This window comes from Actinomadura verrucosospora (assembly GCF_039540335.1).
Taxonomy (GTDB): domain Bacteria; phylum Actinomycetota; class Actinomycetes; order Streptosporangiales; family Streptosporangiaceae; genus Spirillospora; species Spirillospora verrucosospora.
Map to the genome: position 1 here is coordinate 84,956 of NZ_BAABEV010000011.1, position 14,746 is coordinate 99,701.

At 72.4% G+C, this 14,746-nt stretch carries 13 protein-coding genes; 2 read left to right on the top strand and 11 right to left on the bottom strand.

The window, feature by feature from the left end; translation table 11 throughout:
* Positions 1-5: 5 nt before the first annotated feature.
* On the top strand, positions 6-3,596 hold the full coding sequence (locus tag ABD944_RS15010) for a bifunctional glycosyltransferase/CDP-glycerol:glycerophosphate glycerophosphotransferase (protein WP_345176569.1): 3,591 nt from the start codon (positions 6-8) through the stop codon (positions 3,594-3,596).
* Between the two features lie 21 nt (positions 3,597-3,617).
* Here the strand turns inward: ABD944_RS15010 and ABD944_RS15015 are convergent, their stop codons facing one another.
* From ABD944_RS15015 to ABD944_RS15045, 7 genes are all read right to left on the bottom strand, one after another.
* Complete coding sequence (locus ABD944_RS15015; protein WP_345176570.1) at positions 3,618-4,319, bottom strand: class I SAM-dependent methyltransferase; 702 nt, start codon at positions 4,317-4,319, stop codon at positions 3,618-3,620.
* 118 nt (positions 4,320-4,437) lie between these two features.
* Positions 4,438-5,328, bottom strand: coding sequence for an SRPBCC family protein (locus tag ABD944_RS15020; RefSeq protein ID WP_345176573.1), 891 nt, complete (start codon positions 5,326-5,328; stop codon positions 4,438-4,440).
* 218 nt (positions 5,329-5,546) lie between these two features.
* On the bottom strand, positions 5,547-6,401 hold the full coding sequence (locus ABD944_RS15025) for an FAD binding domain-containing protein (protein ID WP_345176576.1): 855 nt from the start codon (positions 6,399-6,401) through the stop codon (positions 5,547-5,549).
* Positions 6,398-8,797 (bottom strand): xanthine dehydrogenase family protein molybdopterin-binding subunit, encoded by a 2,400-nt coding sequence (locus ABD944_RS15030; RefSeq protein WP_345176578.1) that lies wholly within the window; start codon positions 8,795-8,797, stop codon positions 6,398-6,400. Before ABD944_RS15030 ends, ABD944_RS15025 begins: the two co-directional genes overlap by 4 nt.
* The gene (locus tag ABD944_RS15035; RefSeq protein WP_345176581.1) at positions 8,794-9,285 is read right to left on the bottom strand and encodes a (2Fe-2S)-binding protein; all 492 of its coding nucleotides are present in this window, start codon (positions 9,283-9,285) and stop codon (positions 8,794-8,796) included. Before ABD944_RS15035 ends, ABD944_RS15030 begins: the two co-directional genes overlap by 4 nt.
* A 186-nt stretch (positions 9,286-9,471) precedes the next feature.
* The gene (locus ABD944_RS15040; RefSeq protein WP_345176582.1) at positions 9,472-10,179 is read right to left on the bottom strand and encodes a peptidoglycan-binding protein; all 708 of its coding nucleotides are present in this window, start codon (positions 10,177-10,179) and stop codon (positions 9,472-9,474) included.
* Positions 10,176-10,349 (bottom strand): hypothetical protein, encoded by a 174-nt coding sequence (locus tag ABD944_RS15045; RefSeq protein WP_345176585.1) that lies wholly within the window; start codon positions 10,347-10,349, stop codon positions 10,176-10,178. The genes ABD944_RS15040 and ABD944_RS15045 overlap by 4 nt, the downstream gene beginning before the upstream one ends.
* 707 nt (positions 10,350-11,056) lie before the next feature.
* On the opposite strand from ABD944_RS15045, the gene ABD944_RS15050 reads away from it, so the two are divergent.
* Positions 11,057-11,491 carry a cysteine dioxygenase gene (locus ABD944_RS15050; protein ID WP_345176587.1) on the top strand — a complete coding sequence of 145 codons (435 nt, stop codon included), beginning with the start codon at positions 11,057-11,059 and terminating at the stop codon, positions 11,489-11,491.
* Here the strand turns inward: ABD944_RS15050 and ABD944_RS15055 are convergent.
* The 4 genes from ABD944_RS15055 to ABD944_RS15070 form a co-directional block, all read right to left on the bottom strand.
* On the bottom strand, positions 11,442-11,867 hold the full coding sequence (locus ABD944_RS15055; RefSeq protein ID WP_345176589.1) for a hypothetical protein: 426 nt from the start codon (positions 11,865-11,867) through the stop codon (positions 11,442-11,444). The two genes, ABD944_RS15050 and ABD944_RS15055, sit on opposite strands and share 50 nt — an antisense overlap.
* A 252-nt stretch (positions 11,868-12,119) precedes the next feature.
* Entirely contained in the window at positions 12,120-12,824 is a 705-nt protein-coding gene (locus ABD944_RS15060; RefSeq protein ID WP_345176591.1) for a TetR/AcrR family transcriptional regulator, read from the bottom strand.
* A gap of 112 nt (positions 12,825-12,936) precedes the next feature.
* Positions 12,937-13,161 (bottom strand): hypothetical protein, encoded by a 225-nt coding sequence (locus tag ABD944_RS15065; RefSeq protein WP_345176594.1) that lies wholly within the window; start codon positions 13,159-13,161, stop codon positions 12,937-12,939.
* Between the two features lie 66 nt (positions 13,162-13,227).
* The gene (locus ABD944_RS15070; protein ID WP_345176596.1) at positions 13,228-14,601 is read right to left on the bottom strand and encodes a PspC domain-containing protein; all 1,374 of its coding nucleotides are present in this window, start codon (positions 14,599-14,601) and stop codon (positions 13,228-13,230) included.
* Positions 14,602-14,746: the final 145 nt, after the last annotated feature.

Here is a 14,746-nt window from a genome sequence, read left to right on the forward strand (position 1 = left end):
CGCTCGTGTCCCCGCAGATCAGCATCGTCGTCCCCATCCGCAGCACCGGCGGCCGCCTGGCGGAGTGCCTGGAGTCGATCGCGGGGCAGACGCTGCGCGACATCCAGGTGCTCATGGTGGAGGACGGTCCGGACTACGGCAGTGCCGCGAAGGACGCCGCGGCCGACGACGCTGCCGTCGCCAAGGAGTTCGCGGGCCGCGACGACCGTTTCGCCCTGCTGCAGCCCGCCCCCGGCACGGCGGCGGCCGACGCGGGCGTCGAGCAGGCGAAAGGCCGCTACCTCACCTTCGCCGACGGTGAGGACACAGTGCCGCCCTACGCCTACGAACTGCTGGTCGGGACCCTGGACAACACCGGTTCGGACCTCGCGGGCGGAAACGTCATGTGCCTGGACGAGGAACAGGCGTGGCAGTCGCCGCTCCACAGCGACCCCTACGCGGAGACCGTGTTGTCCACGCACGTGACCCGCCATCCCGCCCTCCTGCAAGACAGGACTGTGTGGAACAAGGTCTACCGGCGCTCGTTCTGGGACGCGTACGGCTTCGAGTTCGGAACCAGCGGTGACCTCCTCATCGCCGTGCAGAGCCACGTGCTGGCCTCCGCCGTGGACGTGCTGGACGCGACCGTCTATTTCTGGCGGGACCGTCCCGGAACGGGCTTGCGCACGCGCCCCGACCCAGCCGACATCACCGCGCGCATGGCGACCCTCGCGAAGACGCGGGAATTCGTCCGTACGCAAGCGCCGGACCTTCTGACCGTCCACGACATGTACGCGCTCGACCTGGACGTGCGCGAACTGATGCTCGCCCTGCCCGCGGCCACCTGGGAGGAGCGCGAACACCTGGTCGAACTGGGCGCGGAGGTCGTCGCCGTCGCCGGGCGCCGCGCCACGGCCGGGCTTGAGGCGATCAGGCGGCTGGAGACGTACCTGCTCGGCGAGCGCATGCTGCCCGAACTGCTGGAGGTGCTGCGCTTCGAGGAGGGCGGCCTGCGGGGCGTCCCGCTGGTGTCGCGCGGCCGTCTCCGGCAGCGCTGGTACGCCCGCTACCCCTTCTTCGACGACGCCGAGCGGGGCGTCCCGGAGGACGTGTACGACGTCACCGACGAGCTGGCGCTGTGGGCGGACGTCGACCGTGTGGAGTGGGACGTCGACACCCTCATCGTCGAGGGGCACGCCTGCTTCGACCGGTTCGCCGTGGCGTCGGTGACCGATTCCCGGATCCGCGTGTGGATGCGCGACGTGCGGACCGGCAAGGAGATCCGGCTGCCGGTGGAGCGCCGCTACGTCCCGGAGGTCACGGCGCGCTCAGGGCAGGCGAACGTCTCCCTCGACTGGTCGGGCTTCACGGTACGGGTGGAGCCCGAGTACCTGCTGGACAACGACGAGTGGCGGACGGCCACCTACGAGCTGTTCGCCGAGGTGACGACGGCCGGGCGCAGGGCGGTGCAGCGGCTGACCGCGATGGCTCCCGCCGTCAGGTGGACGTCGCCGCGGCAGGTGGACGAGCACGTGGCCGTCCAACCGGCGGCGGGCGACGACGACGTGTTCGTCGTTCACGTGAAGCGGGCCAAGGCCGTCCTCACCAGGCTCGGCCTCGACGGCGACGCGCTGGTGCTGTCCGGCTGGACGCGGCGCGCGCTCGGTGCCGGAGCCGCGATGGTCGCGGTCCGGCGGCACGGGGGAGCCGAGGTCCGCGGGGAGGTGACGCTGCGGCAGGCGGCCGTCCTGCGGATGGCGGAGGGCACCGGGTTCGACTTCACGGCGAGGCTGCCCCTGAAGTACCTGGCGTCCGTGCCGAACAGCGCGCCGAACAGCGCGCCGAACACCGTCCCGTACGGCACGCACCTGCGCGACGTCATCGACTGGGACATTCGGTTGACGGGCGAAGGCGGCCCGCTGCGGCTCACCGTCGCGAGCAACGTCAAGCCCGCCCGCTTCGCCCTGCCGGAGAGCGTGGGGCGCGGCCGGGAGTTCGCCGTCAGCCGCACCGCGTTCGGCAACCTGCGCGGAGTCGAGCGCAGCTTCCGCCCGGTCGTCACGGGCGCCGCATGGGACGCCAACGGACTGCTCACGCTGAGAGGCGACTTCGCCGACCCGGAACACCGCCCCGACCGCTTCGTCCTCCGGCGGCGCCGGTCCGGCGACGAGCACCGCGTCCCCGTCACCTGGGAGGGAGACCGGTTCACCGCCGCGTTCCTCCCCGCGACGGTGTCGGTGTTCGGGACGGACCTGCCGCTGAGCAGCGGTACCTGGGACCTGGTGGCGCCCACGCGATCGGGAGAGGTGGCCGTCGTCGTCGAACGCGAGGCCATCCCCGACCTGCCCGACCGTCATCGCGCGGGCACGCACGAATTCGAGCTCGGCGTCCACCAGATCGACGCGCTGATACTGCACAGCCGCGTCTCCCTGGAGGACGACGAGCGCGGCGGACACGCGCAGACCCTTCTCCAGCAGAGGGACTACACCGTCTACCTGCGGAACCCTCTGGCCGACATGGTGCTGTTCAGCAGCTACAACGGCTCCCAGTACAGCTGCAGCCCGAGGGCCGTCTATGAGGAGCTCATCCGCCGTGACGCCGACCTGGAATGCGTGTGGGTCTCCCAGGACGGCCAGTTCGCGGTGGACGGAAAGGCCACGACCGTCCTGGCGGGGAGCCGCGAGCACTACCGCGTCCTCGCGCACGCCCGGTACGTCGTCGCCAACCACGCGATGCCGCCCTGGTTCTTCAAGCGGACAGGTCAGGTCTACCTCCAGACGTGGCACGGCACCCCGTTGAAGCGCCTCGCCTACGACCTCCAGGACATGCCGTACCAGCGCACCGAGCGGCTGGACTGGATGGAGGAGGAGGTGCCGCGATGGGATCTCCTGCTGTCCTCCAGCCCGTACGCCACCCAGGTCATGCGGCGGGCCTTCCGGTACGAGGGCGAGGTCCTGGAGACGGGGTTCCCGCGCAACGACATCCTCAGCACGCCCGAGTGGGAACGCATCGGAACCCGCGTCCGGAAGCGCCTGGGGATCCCGCAGGGCAAGAAAGTCGTCCTCTACGCGCCGACATGGCGGGACGACCGGCATCACGCAGAAGGCAAGCAGGGTTTCTCGCTGGAGCTGGACGTTGAGACCATGCGCCAGGCCCTGGGCGACGACCACGTCCTCCTCCTGCGGACGCACCACTTCATCACCGACCGGGACCGGATCGCTGCGGGCCGGCTCGCCGGCGGCGACGCTGGCCCCTTCGTCATCGATGTGTCCCGGTATCCCGACATCGCCGAGCTGTACATGGCCGCTGACGTGCTCGTCACGGACTACTCGTCCGCCATGTTCGACTACGCCATCCTGGGCCGCCCCATCGTCCTCTACACCTACGACCTGGACTGGTACCGCGACCACGTGCGCGGCTTCTACTTCGACCTGGAGGCCGAAGCGCCCGGCCCGGTCGTACGGACGTCGGCGGAGGTCGCCGAGGCGGTCAGGGCGGCGTCCGCGAGCGAGCAGCGCTACGCCGACGCCTACGACCGCTTCTTCGTGAAGTACTGCCCGCACGACGACGGCCAGGCCGCGTCCAGGGTGGTGGACCGCGTCTTCGGCAAGGCCTGACGGCAGGGAGGGGCCCGCCGTTCAGCCCGGACGGCGGGCCCGTGCGAACAGCCAGACGCCGGGCCACGAGGCGACCGGCAGGCGCCGCTCCAGCGAGGCGGACAGGCGCAGCGCCTCGTTGGCCAGCGGATGCAGCGGAGCCAGGTCCTCGCGCCGCACCGTCCGGTTCCTCAGCAGACGCAGGAGCGGGCGGTGCAGAACGCCCCTGCTCCACACGCGTTCCAGCACGAGCCCGGCGCCCTCCAGCAGTTCGGCCAGAGTGCGGCGAGAGTAGCGGCGGACACGTCCGAGAGCCACGTCCTGCGCCGACCACAGAGCCATGTCGCAGGGCACGGACACCAATGCCGTCCCACCCGGCCGCAGCACCCGCACGACCTCCGCGGCCGCTCGCCCGTCGTCCTCGACATGTTCGAGCACGTCGAGAGCCAGCGCCAGGTCGAACCCGCATGGCGGCAGCGGCAGGTAACGCGCGTCGCCCTCGTAGGCCTCGACGCCGTAGGCGCGGGCCAGCGCGACGGCGTCCGGGCTCAGATCGATCGCGGTGGCGCTCCAGCCGTGGTCGGCCAGGACGCGGCAGGCCGCCCCGGACGCGGCGCCGATGTCGACGGCCGTCCCGGGCACGCTGAACCGCAGCAGTTCCGCGGACAGGATCTCGCGGCGCTCGCGGTACCACCAGTTGTCGTTCTCGATCCGCGCGATCCGCTGGAGCTCGGTGGTGTCCACCGGACAAGCCGACCGCACCGGCGGCGGCGCGTTCCATCGACGCCGCCGCCCGCGCACGGATCGTTGACGCCGGTTTGACCCCGCCCCGGACGTGCGCGCCGGCGAGCGCCTCCCGCGATCAGCGCTTCCGGCGGCGCCGCACGAGGAAGCGGACGATCAGGAGGACGGCGACCAGGGCGCCGACCGCGGGAACGGCCCGCTTGGCGATCGACGGGCCCGCGAACTCCAGCAGGTCGATCGCGTCGTCCTCCTCCGCCTGCCGCCTGTCCTCCAGGCGCCGCACGCGCCCGCCCTCGTCTCCTCCGGCCGCGGCGGGCGGCGACAGAGGCTCCTTGGGCTCCGCCCGGACGGGCGCGGGCTCGGCGGCGGGCTGCTCCGGCGTCGCGGGGGCCACGCCCGTCTCCGCCTCCAGCTCCGGTTCGGCGGCCTTCTCAGTGCTCTCCGGGGTGGCGGAGGGCGCGTCCGTGGGCGCCACGGCAGCGGTGGCCGGCGTGTCGGCGGTGGCCTCGGCCGGCTTCTCCGCAGGAGCGGACGGGGCGGCCGGGGTCTCGGCGGCGGCCTCCCCGGGGGCCTCCAGCTCGGCGGCCAGCTGCTTCGCGAACCGGGCGATGATCTTGGAGCCGACCTCGGACAGGATGTTGCGGCCGAACTGCGCCGGGCGGCCCGTCACGTTCAGCTTGGTGTGGACGCTCACGCGGGTGGCGCCGTCCTCCCCGTGCAGCCGCGCCTGCACGGTCGCCGCCGCCGTCCCCGACCCGCGGGCCTCCTTGGCGGACGCCTCCATCGTGACGACGCGGGACGACTCGTCCGCCGAGACGATCCGCGCGGTGCCGCGGTAGGTGATGGTCATCGCGCCGACCTTCACCTTCATCCGGCCCGAGTACTCCTCGCCGTCGATCGAGTCGAGCGTCGCGCCCGGCATGCAGGCCGCGACGCGCTCCACGTCGAGCAGCACCGACCAGGCCTGATCCACCGGCACGGGGACGGTGAAATCGTGGTCGAGCTCCATGATCAGTGTCCTTATCGTCCGGAGTCCTCGCCCCGACCCTACGGCGGCCGCCCGTCGCGTCGCCAGTGGGGCCCCGGGCACCTCGGTACGCCTCAGGCACCCCGGTGTACCCCGCCCAGCAGTGATCATGCGGCACGGGGAACCCGGGGCGCCGGAACGCACGCGGCCGGACGCCGGGGCGACGGCGCCCGGCCGCGTGCTCCCGCCGCGCGGGCGGGTCAGCCCGCGGCGGCCGCCAGCGCGCGCGCCGTCAGCACCGTCGCCAGGTGGGCCCGGTACTCCGACGACCCGTGCAGGTCGGTGGGCGGCTCCGTGCCCGCCGCGGCCTGCGCCGCGGCGGTCCGGAACGCGTCCTCCGACGCCGGCCCCCCTCTCACGGCGGTCTCCACCGCGCTCGCCCTGACCGGCGCCGGGCCCATGTTCGTCAGCGCGACGCGCGCCTCCTCGATGCCGTCACCGTTGCGGTGGACGGCGCACGCCACCGCGACGATCGCCCATGCCTGCGCGGTCCGGTGGAACTTCTCGTAGTGCACGCCCCAGCCCGCACCCAGTTTCGGCACGCGCACGCCCACGAGCAGCTCGTCCGGCTCCATCGCCGACGTCATCCAGTCGACGAAGAACTCCGACGCGGGGATCTCCCTCTCGCCGCGCGAGGACCGGACGAGGAACACCGCGTCCAGCGCGAGCGCCACGGCGGGCAGGTCGCCCGCCGGGTCCGCGTGGGCGAGCGACCCGCCGAAGGTGCCGCGGTGCCGGACCGCCGGGTCGGCGACGGTCTCCGTCGCCTGCACGATCAGCGGGACGTGCTCGCGCACCAGCGGATCGCGGATCACCTGGTGGTGCGTCGCCATGGCGCCGATGAACAGCGAGTCCCCCTCGTCGCGGATCTCCCGGAGCGCGCCGAGCCGGCCCAGGTCGATCAGCGCGTCGGGGTAGGCGAGCCGCAGCCGCAGCAGCGGCATCAGGCTCTGCCCTCCCGCCAGCACCTTGGCGTCCTCGCCCGCGTCGGCCAGCACCTGGACGGCGTCGTCCACCGACGCGGGACGGACGTAGTCGAACGTCGCGGGTATCACTGGTCACCTCCGGCCGAGCCGAGTCCGCCGCCCGCGCCCGGTTCCGCGGCCGCCGGCTTCTCCTCCGCGCGCATCGCGCGCCACACGCGTTCCGGCGTGCACGGCATCCGCACGTCGTGCACCCCGTAGGGGCGCAGCGCGTCCACGATCGCGTTGACGACCGCGGGGGTCGAGGCGATCGTTCCGGCCTCGCCGACGCCCTTCACCCCCATCGGGTTGGACGTCGCTGGCGTCTCGGTGCGGTCCGTCGTGAACGTCGGCAGGTCCGCGGCGGACGGGACCAGGTAGTCGGCCATCGTGGTCGTCGTCAGGTTGCCGTCCGCGTCGTACACGGCCTCCTCGTAGAGCGCCTGGGCGATGCCCTGCGCGAGCCCGCCGTGGACCTGCCCCTCCACGATGAGCGGATTCACGACCTTGCCCACGTCGTCCACCGCCACGTACTTGCGGAGCTTCACCATCCCGGTCTCGGTGTCGACCTCGGCCGCGCACAGGTGCGTGCCGTGCGGGAAGGAGAAGTTCTCCGGGTCGAACGTGGCGTCGGAGTCCAGAGACGGTTCGATGCCGTCCGGCAGGTCGTGCGCGGCGAACGCGGCCAGCGCCACCTCCTGGATCGTCCTGCCCTCCTCCTGGACGCCGCGGACGCTGAACCGCCCACCGGAGAACTCCAGATCCTGCTCGGACGCCTCCAGCAGATGCGCGGCCACCTTGCGGGCCTTGTCCACCACCTTCTCGCAGGCGGAGAACAGCGCGACCCCTCCCACGGCCAGGGAACGGGACCCGTAGGTGTCCATTCCCTTGGGCGAGATGGCGGTGTCGCCGTGCAGGACCTTCACGTCCTCGAACGGCACGCCGAGCCGGTCGGCGGTGATCTGCGCCCACGCCGTCGCGTGGCCCTGCCCGTGCGGGGACGAGCCGGTGACCACCTCGACCTTGCCGGACGGCAGCACCCGCACCGACGCGTGCTCCCAGCCGCCGGCACCGTACGACAGCGACCCGAGGACCCGGGACGGGGCGAGACCGCACATCTCCGTGAACGTCGAGACCCCGATGCCCAGCTGCACCGGATCGCGCCGTTCCCGCCTGTCCGCCTGCTCCGCACGGAGCTTGTCGTACTCGAACAGCTCCAGCGCCTTGTCGGTCGCCGCCTCGTAGTTGCCCGTGTCGTACGTGAGGCCCGCGATCGTCTCGTACGGGAACTCCTCGTGCGCGATCCAGTTGCGGCGCCGTACCTCGATGGGGTCGATGCCCAGTTCGTGGGCCAGCTCGTCCATCATCCGCTCGATGCCGAAGGTGGCCTCCGGGCGGCCCGCACCCCGGTAGGCGTCCGTGGGCGTCTTGGTGGTGAAGACCCCCGTGCAGGTGAACGACAGCGCGTCCATCTTGTAGATGCCGTTGAACATGAACGCGCCCAGCAGCGGGATGCCGGGGGTGACCAGCATCAGGTACGCGCCCATGTCGGCCAGCAGTTCGACCTTCAGACCGCGGATCCGGCCGTCGCGCTCGGCGGCGAGCGTGAGCCGCTGGATCTGGTCGCGGCCGTGGTGGACGGTCATGTTGCCCTCGCTGCGGGTCTCCGTCCACTTGACCGGACGGCCCAGCCTGCGGGCGAGCAGGAGCGCGAGGACCTCCTCCCCGTACACCTGCAGCTTGGAGCCGAAGCCGCCGCCGACGTCCGGCGCGACGACCCGGATCCGGTGCTCGGGGATCTCGGTGACCGTGGCCAGCATCAACCGCAGGATGTGCGGGATCTGCGTGGCCGAGTACAGCGTGAACTCGTCCCCCTCGGGGACGCACAGCACCGACCGCGGCTCCATGGCCGTCGGGATGAGCCTCTGCTGGACGAAGCGGCGCTCCAGCACGACCGGCGCGTCCCGCATCGCCGCGTCGAGATCCCCGTTCTCGAACACCCACGTGTAGGACTTGTTCGTGCCGAGGTCCTCGTGCACCAGATCGGCGCCGTCGGCTAGGGCCGCCTCCATGTCCACGACGGCGGACAGCGGCTCGTAGTCGACGTCTATCTCCTCCAGGGCGTCGATGGCCGCGGCCTTGTCGCGGGCCACGACGCATGCGACGGGCTCGCCGACGTAGCGGACCTCGTCCACCGCCATGGGCGGGTGGGCCGGATGCTTCATGTCCTCGGTCACGACCCACGCGCAGGGCAGCGAACCCTGTTCCGCGGCGAAATCCCGGCCGCTGAACACGGCGACGACGCCGGGACGCTCCTTCGCGGGCGCGGTGTCGACCCCGGTGATCCGGGCGTGCGCGAACGGGCTGCGCAGGAACGCCACGTGCAGCGTCCCCGCCGGGGTCATGTTGTCGGTCCACCGCGTCCGGCCCGTGATGAGCCGCGCGTCCTCCGACCGTTTGCGCGGGGAGCCGACCTCCTGCACGGTCACGGCGTCACCTCCTGCCGGCCGGGCTCGCGCATGTCGCTCGCCGCCCGCCGCACGGCCTTGACGATGTTCTGGTAACCGGTGCACCTGCACAGGTTCCCTTCGAGCCCCTCCCGCACCTCGTCCTCGGACGGGTCGGGATTCTCCCTCAGCAGGTCGAGCGACGCCATGATCATGCCGGGCGTGCAGTAGCCGCACTGCAGCGCGTGCTCCTCGTGGAAGGCCCGCTGCATCGGGTGCGTCTCGCCGTCGACGCCGAGCCCCTCGACGGTCGTCACGTCATGGCCGTCCGCCTGGACGGCGAGCACGGAGCAGCTCTTCACGCTCATCCCGTCCATCAGGACGGTGCAGGCTCCGCAGTTGCTGGTGTCGCACCCGACCGGGGTCCCGACCTTTCCCAGCCGTTCGCGCAGATATTGGACGAGAAGGAGGCGCGGCTCGACGTCGTCTTCGTACGTCGCTCCGTCGACCTCCACACGGATACGTGGCATGCGGTTTCTCCCAGGGACGTCTCGGGGTGGACAGCGAGAGAGACGTCCCTGGGAGGAGCGCGCTGATCCGGCCACGTCATCGGGGCCACCTCCGTGGAAGGCGACCCTCCGAACCTATGCCGGGGTTGAATGCCGTACTAGTCCCCGGCGTCGCTTATTTACCGACGTCTGGGGTTCTCATGGCCGCTAGTGCACGCGGAGCAGAACCGGCCAGGTCTTCGGCCCGACGACCCCGTCGTCGTCGACGCCGCCCCACCGCTGCACGGCCTTCACGGCCTTCTCGGTCTCGTCGTCGAACTTGCCGGTCATGCTCACCTCGGGGTGGCTGCGCGCCAGCAGCAGCCCCTGCAGGGTCTCCACGTGCTCGCCGGAGTCGCCCTTGTTCAGCTGCGGCAGCTTCTTCACCATGTCCTCCGTCCAGTTGCCCCCGCCGTAGGCGGGCCGTCCATAACCAGCGATGACACTGGAGTCCCTGACGCGGCGCCTCACCGAGTCGCTCGTGTTGCCCTCGATCGTCTGCAGCCGCCCGCCGCCGAGGACTTTCTCGACGACGCCGACATGGTCGATCGCGCCGATGCTGTTGGTGGCGCCCCAGTCGAAGAACACGATGTCGCCGGGCTTGGCCTGGTTGACGCTCGCGGTGGTCCCGCTGTGCCAGCGCCCGGCCTTCTGGAAGTCCTGCGCGTGCCACACGGTGTAGGCGCGGTCCCCGCCGGGCAGGACGGCGCCCGCGTTGCCGCTGTGCCGCGCCCAGTAGGTGATGGCCATGTCGCACCAGGACGCCTTGAGGAACTCGCTTCCGTGCCTGGAGGCGTACTCCCGGGTGATGGTGTTCGGGCGTCCCGCCATCCCGAGCGACTTGCGGGCCTCGGCGATCATTCCCGCGGCGCTCATGACGGGTCCTCCTGCTCGGTCCCGTCCTGCTGGGTCTCGTCCAGGAGGGCCGCGCCCTGTCCGCGGAAGATGCCGTCGGCGTCGGGCTCGCCGTACAGCTCCCGGAGGATCTGCTCCTCGTCGGGTTCGGTGGCCCGGTGGACGTCGGGATTGACGTCCACCTCGTCCATGTGAGTCGCTTCCGCGGTGTCTGTTTCGGTCTGGGGGGTCACGTTGCTTCTCCGCAGCGTCGGAGTGTCCGATCGGTCGGGAGCCTGATCCGTTCCGTCAGCGGCTCCGGGCCGACCGTAATGGGAACAACCCCACTTTCTCCGGTTTTTGGGCGAAAACACGTGATTGCTGGATTTCTGCCGTTCACCAGCGACGACGGTCGATCGGCCGGAGCCATTCACGACCCGTCCCTCAGGAGCGGGAGGCAGCCCGGGCCTCGGCCGCGCGGACGCCGTTCGGGGCGGGCGTCACCGTTCTGAGCAGGGGATATTTGGCGTTTCCGGGGTAGGGGCCGCCTATGTTCTTCTTTTTCTCTTCCCGCCTGGGTTGCCTGGGGTCGCTGCTCGTGACCCTGGTGCTCACGTGGGTCGTTTACGTGTTCCTCAGCCGCTGAGCCGGCGGCGCGGGGCGAGGCCCGTCGAGGCGCCGCGAGGGCCCTCGCCGGGAAGATTCCGGTCGACTCCGAGTGATCAGCTTGACAAGCTTCGGTTACCGAGTGTCTCCTTGTGTGCGTGACGAAGCGCGTGCAGACCGACAGCCCCGTGGCCCTGGGTCGCGTGGCCAGCGCGCTGTGTCCTTCGTGTTGTCGCTGATCCCCCTTCCGGGTGATCGTCGCTCTCGCTGACGGTCCCCTTCCCAGCCGGCACACCTGCACGAAGGACTTCCCATGGACCTTTCCGTGGTTCCCGACCTCGCCATGCGCGGCCAGGACGATCCGCACGGCCGCGCCACCGCCGTCCGTCCCGCGACCGTCGGGCAGCTCGCCGCCCGCGTCGGCGACCTCGCCGGACGTCCCGGCGAGTGGTGGCGCCTCGTCCGGTTCGACGCCGCCGGGCCGGTGCACGTCCCGCTGGACGGCCGGACCTGGCTGACGACCTGGCCGCCCGGCCACGGCGGGACGATCCCCACCCGGGTCAGCACCCTGATCGCGGGCGAGCTGGCCGAGGTGACGATCACCGCGCGCGGCGTCACCGAGCGTCCGCTCCGGGCCAACCGGGTCCGCGTCCACGGCGGCCCGCCCGCGCTGACGAATCCGGGTCCGGCGTTCGCGGTCAGCCTGCACGCCGGTGCAGGACGTCCTTGGGACCTCCCGCCCACGTGACCACCAGCTCGCCCGAGCGCAGGGCGGCCCGCCCGTCGAGCCGGTCACGGGAGCCGTTCGCGCAGCTCAGCTTGATCCGGCCCTGCGCGTCCACGGTGCCGGTGCAGAAGCCCGGCGCGTTCAGCGCGGCGGCGCCCCGGTAGAGGAAGAGCGCCACGCGCCGCGAACCGGATCCCGCCGTCCAGGTGCCGTCCAGCGGCGACTTCTTCTCCGCGCCGGGCCGGACCCCGTTCAGCACCGGCGGCGTCGGACGAGCCGCCGGCGCGGCCGGCGAGGACCGCGCCGGCTCCGGCTCTCCCGAGTCGCTGCAGCCGGCCAGCGAGGCGGTGAGCAGCGCGGCGAGGGACAGGCACAGCGTGGCCACGGCCGGCCGCATGGGTCCTCCAGGGAAAGAGAGCGCGCGGCGGGCCCCGGGGGATTAGGCCCGCCGCGCGTGCACCGGGGGTCGGCGCGGGACGGCCCGGACCGCCCGGAGGTCCCACGCAAGATCCACACCAATAGAAACCCGTGGGTTTTTCACGTCAAGGGGGACGGGGGCCTCCGGCCGCTTCCGGTCAGCGGCCGGCCGGGGAGGGGGCGCGCCGGGCCCGGGGCGGCCAGGAACCCGTACGGCGCCGGTCAGGCCAGGTCAGCCGGGGTCGCCGGTCAGGTAGGGGGAGGCGGCCTCGCGGCCGACGAGGGGGAGCAGCGCGAAATAGGTGAGGGACGGCAGCAGCGACGGAAGCTCCTCCGCCTCGCCCGTCTCCATCTGGACGTGGATCGCGCTGTAGATGCCGCCCACGATCGCGTCCACCACCGGGGTCGGAACGGGCGCCAGGGACGGATCGGTGAAGAAGGCGCGGAACCGGGTGAGATTGTCGAGGCGCGCCTGCCTGACCTGCGGCCCCGCCGCGTTCACCTCCACCAGCGACGCCCGCGCGAACCGCGGTTCGCGGGCGAGGGCGGCGAGGAGCGCGCGAAGCGCCGCGTGGATGCCGTCCGGCCAGGACGGCGCGGCCTCGTAGGCCTCGGTCATCCGGCGGAGCAGGATGTCCATGCCGCGCTGGTAGGCGGCGAGGAAGCACGCGTCGAGGTCGGAGAAGTGCGCGTAGAACGTCTTCTTCGTGACGCCCGCGCCCTCGGTGACCCCGCTGATCGTCGTGTGCGCGAAGCCCCGCTCCGAGACGACGTGGACGAGCGCGTCGATCAGCCGCTCCCGCTGGATCCCGGCGACGGTCTCGGGGGAGAGGCCGTGGCGGCCCGGCTTGATGGCGCGGCGCGGGTCCAGCGCGGACCGGGATCCGGGCAGCGCCTCGGCGCACCCCGTCTCCGGTGTCCCGGCCTTCCCCGCCATCGGCCCTCGATCCGTCACCTGCCGTCGAGGTCACATTACTCGGCGTTCGCCGTCCGGGGGGAAGCCCCGGGCCGTGCGGCACGGGTCACAGCGGCGCCGCGGCGCCGGCGCGTCAGCGCAGGTGGCGGCGCCGCGAGCGGGTCAGCACCCGGACGGTCCCGACCAGCCCCAGGCCGATCAGCACGACCGGGACCATCGCCGTCACGGGCAGGACGTCCCCGTCCGTCAGGCCGTCCGCGAGGAACAGCCCCGCCAGGGCGAGGAAGAACAGCCCCGTCACGGGCCCCGCCGGATCGAACCGGAACCGCTTCTCGCCCGCCGCCTTCTTACCGGCCATCTCCCTGCCCGCCTTCACTCGCTGTGACCTGTCTCGCCGGAACCCGTCCCACGGGCGCGCGGGATCTCAGACACGGTGCACGTCCACGTCTCCGAGCTTGCCGCGGATCCGCAGGACGATCACCGGCGGGTTCGCGGCGTGCGCGACCTCCGGCTCCAGGGTCCGCATGACCTTGGCGGCGGGCCCGCTCGTCGTCCGGTGGTCGATCCGCACGTCGCCGAGGCCGATCCGCGCGTCCACCAGCACCCGGGCGGTGGGCGGCACCGTGACCTCCAGGCCGCCGAGCCCGACCTCGGCGTCGATCGTGACCCGCTGGCCGGCCGCGACCGGCAGCGCGGTGAGGTCGAGGTCGCCCTGCCCGACGCCCACCTTGTACACCCGGCCGATCTGGGAGGTGTCGGTCGGGCGCCAGTCGACCTCCCCGTACTCGGCGTTGCGCGGGACGTCGCCCGCGACCGTGGTGGTCAGCATGGCGAGGGTCAGGGCGGTCCCGGCCGCGGCGAGGCCGCCCGTCCGGAACCAGCCGCCGACGACGAGGCCGAGCCCGAGGACGGCGAGCGCGGGCGCCATGACGATCAGCCAGGAGTCCGGGGCGGGGTGGTCCTTGGCCATCGGGATCAGCGCCGCGCCGGCGCCCATGGCCGCGAGTAGCGTGATCGCCGCCACCGGCGACGTCCGGCCGCCGCAGCCTTCCCGGGCCGGCGCCGCGGGCGCGGCGCCGGGCGCGTCCGTCCACGCGGCCGAGTACGCGGCGAGATCGATCATGCCCTCGGGCAGCCCGCCCCGCCCGGAGGCCCCGGGCCCGCCGAGCGGCCCGTGCTCGCCGAGGGGGCCGTGCTCGCCGAGGGGGCCGTGCTCGCGGGGAGGAACGTCCTTGTCGAGCGAGACGCCGCCGACGGACGCGGTCTCGGCCCGCGCCCACTTCGCGGAGGGCTCGGGCGTGTGCCCGGTGATCCGTTCGGGGACGGTCCGCGCCACGGAGATCAGGTCGACGCCCCGGGAGTGCGCGACCAGCAGCACCAGCCCGACCACCACCAGAGGCGCGATGGCGTCGGTGGGGACCCCGCCGAAGAGGCTGAACGCGACGCCCACGCACAGCAGCGCGCCGAGGATCGTCAGGACGGCCTGCCCGTCGAACCACCGCTTGAGCCACTGCTCGGCGAGCGACGACTCGCCCGGGCTCGCCGGCATCAGCAGCGCCGCCACGATGTAGAGGAAGATCCCCTGCCCGTGCGCGAGCGCGAGGACCGCCAACCCGACGCGGAACACGACCGGGTCGATGCCGGTGTAGCGGCCGAGCCCCGTGCACACGCCGGCGAGCACCTTCCGCTCGGCGTCCCGCGAGAGCCGCCGGTAACCGGCCGCGCCGCGGTCACCAGTGGCGGGCCCGTCGCCGGTGCGCCCGTGCAGGTCCTCGTTCTGGCCCTCTTTCTCGCCCATGGCAGCCATGGTCGCCTGCCCCGCGCGGCGCGCGGTATCGGGGTCGTCCCTGATTCCGACCCTGAGACCGGCCCGGGGTGGTTCCCTGATGCGAAACATGTCCGGGCGTGTGACGATCGGTGACGTGGGAGAACCTGGGGAAGGA

Excerpts from the sequence above, each read along its gene's own strand:
- ABD944_RS15020 (WP_345176573.1), bottom strand. The coding sequence starts at position 5,328 with ATGGAGCTCGACCACGATTTCACCGTCCCCGTGCCGGTGGATCAGGCC.
- ABD944_RS15065 (WP_345176594.1), bottom strand. The coding sequence starts at position 13,161 with ATGGCCGGTAAGAAGGCGGCGGGCGAGAAGCGGTTCCGGTTCGATCCG.
- ABD944_RS15060 (WP_345176591.1), bottom strand. The coding sequence starts at position 12,824 with ATGGCGGGGAAGGCCGGGACACCGGAGACGGGGTGCGCCGAGGCGCTG.
- ABD944_RS15045 (WP_345176585.1), bottom strand. The coding sequence starts at position 10,349 with ATGGACGAGGTGGACGTCAATCCCGACGTCCACCGGGCCACCGAACCC.
- ABD944_RS15035 (WP_345176581.1), bottom strand. The coding sequence starts at position 9,285 with ATGCCACGTATCCGTGTGGAGGTCGACGGAGCGACGTACGAAGACGAC.
- ABD944_RS15040 (WP_345176582.1), bottom strand. The coding sequence starts at position 10,179 with ATGAGCGCCGCGGGAATGATCGCCGAGGCCCGCAAGTCGCTCGGGATG.
- ABD944_RS15050 (WP_345176587.1), top strand. The coding sequence starts at position 11,057 with ATGGACCTTTCCGTGGTTCCCGACCTCGCCATGCGCGGCCAGGACGAT.
- ABD944_RS15055 (WP_345176589.1), bottom strand. The coding sequence starts at position 11,867 with ATGCGGCCGGCCGTGGCCACGCTGTGCCTGTCCCTCGCCGCGCTGCTC.
- ABD944_RS15070 (WP_345176596.1), bottom strand. The coding sequence starts at position 14,601 with ATGGGCGAGAAAGAGGGCCAGAACGAGGACCTGCACGGGCGCACCGGC.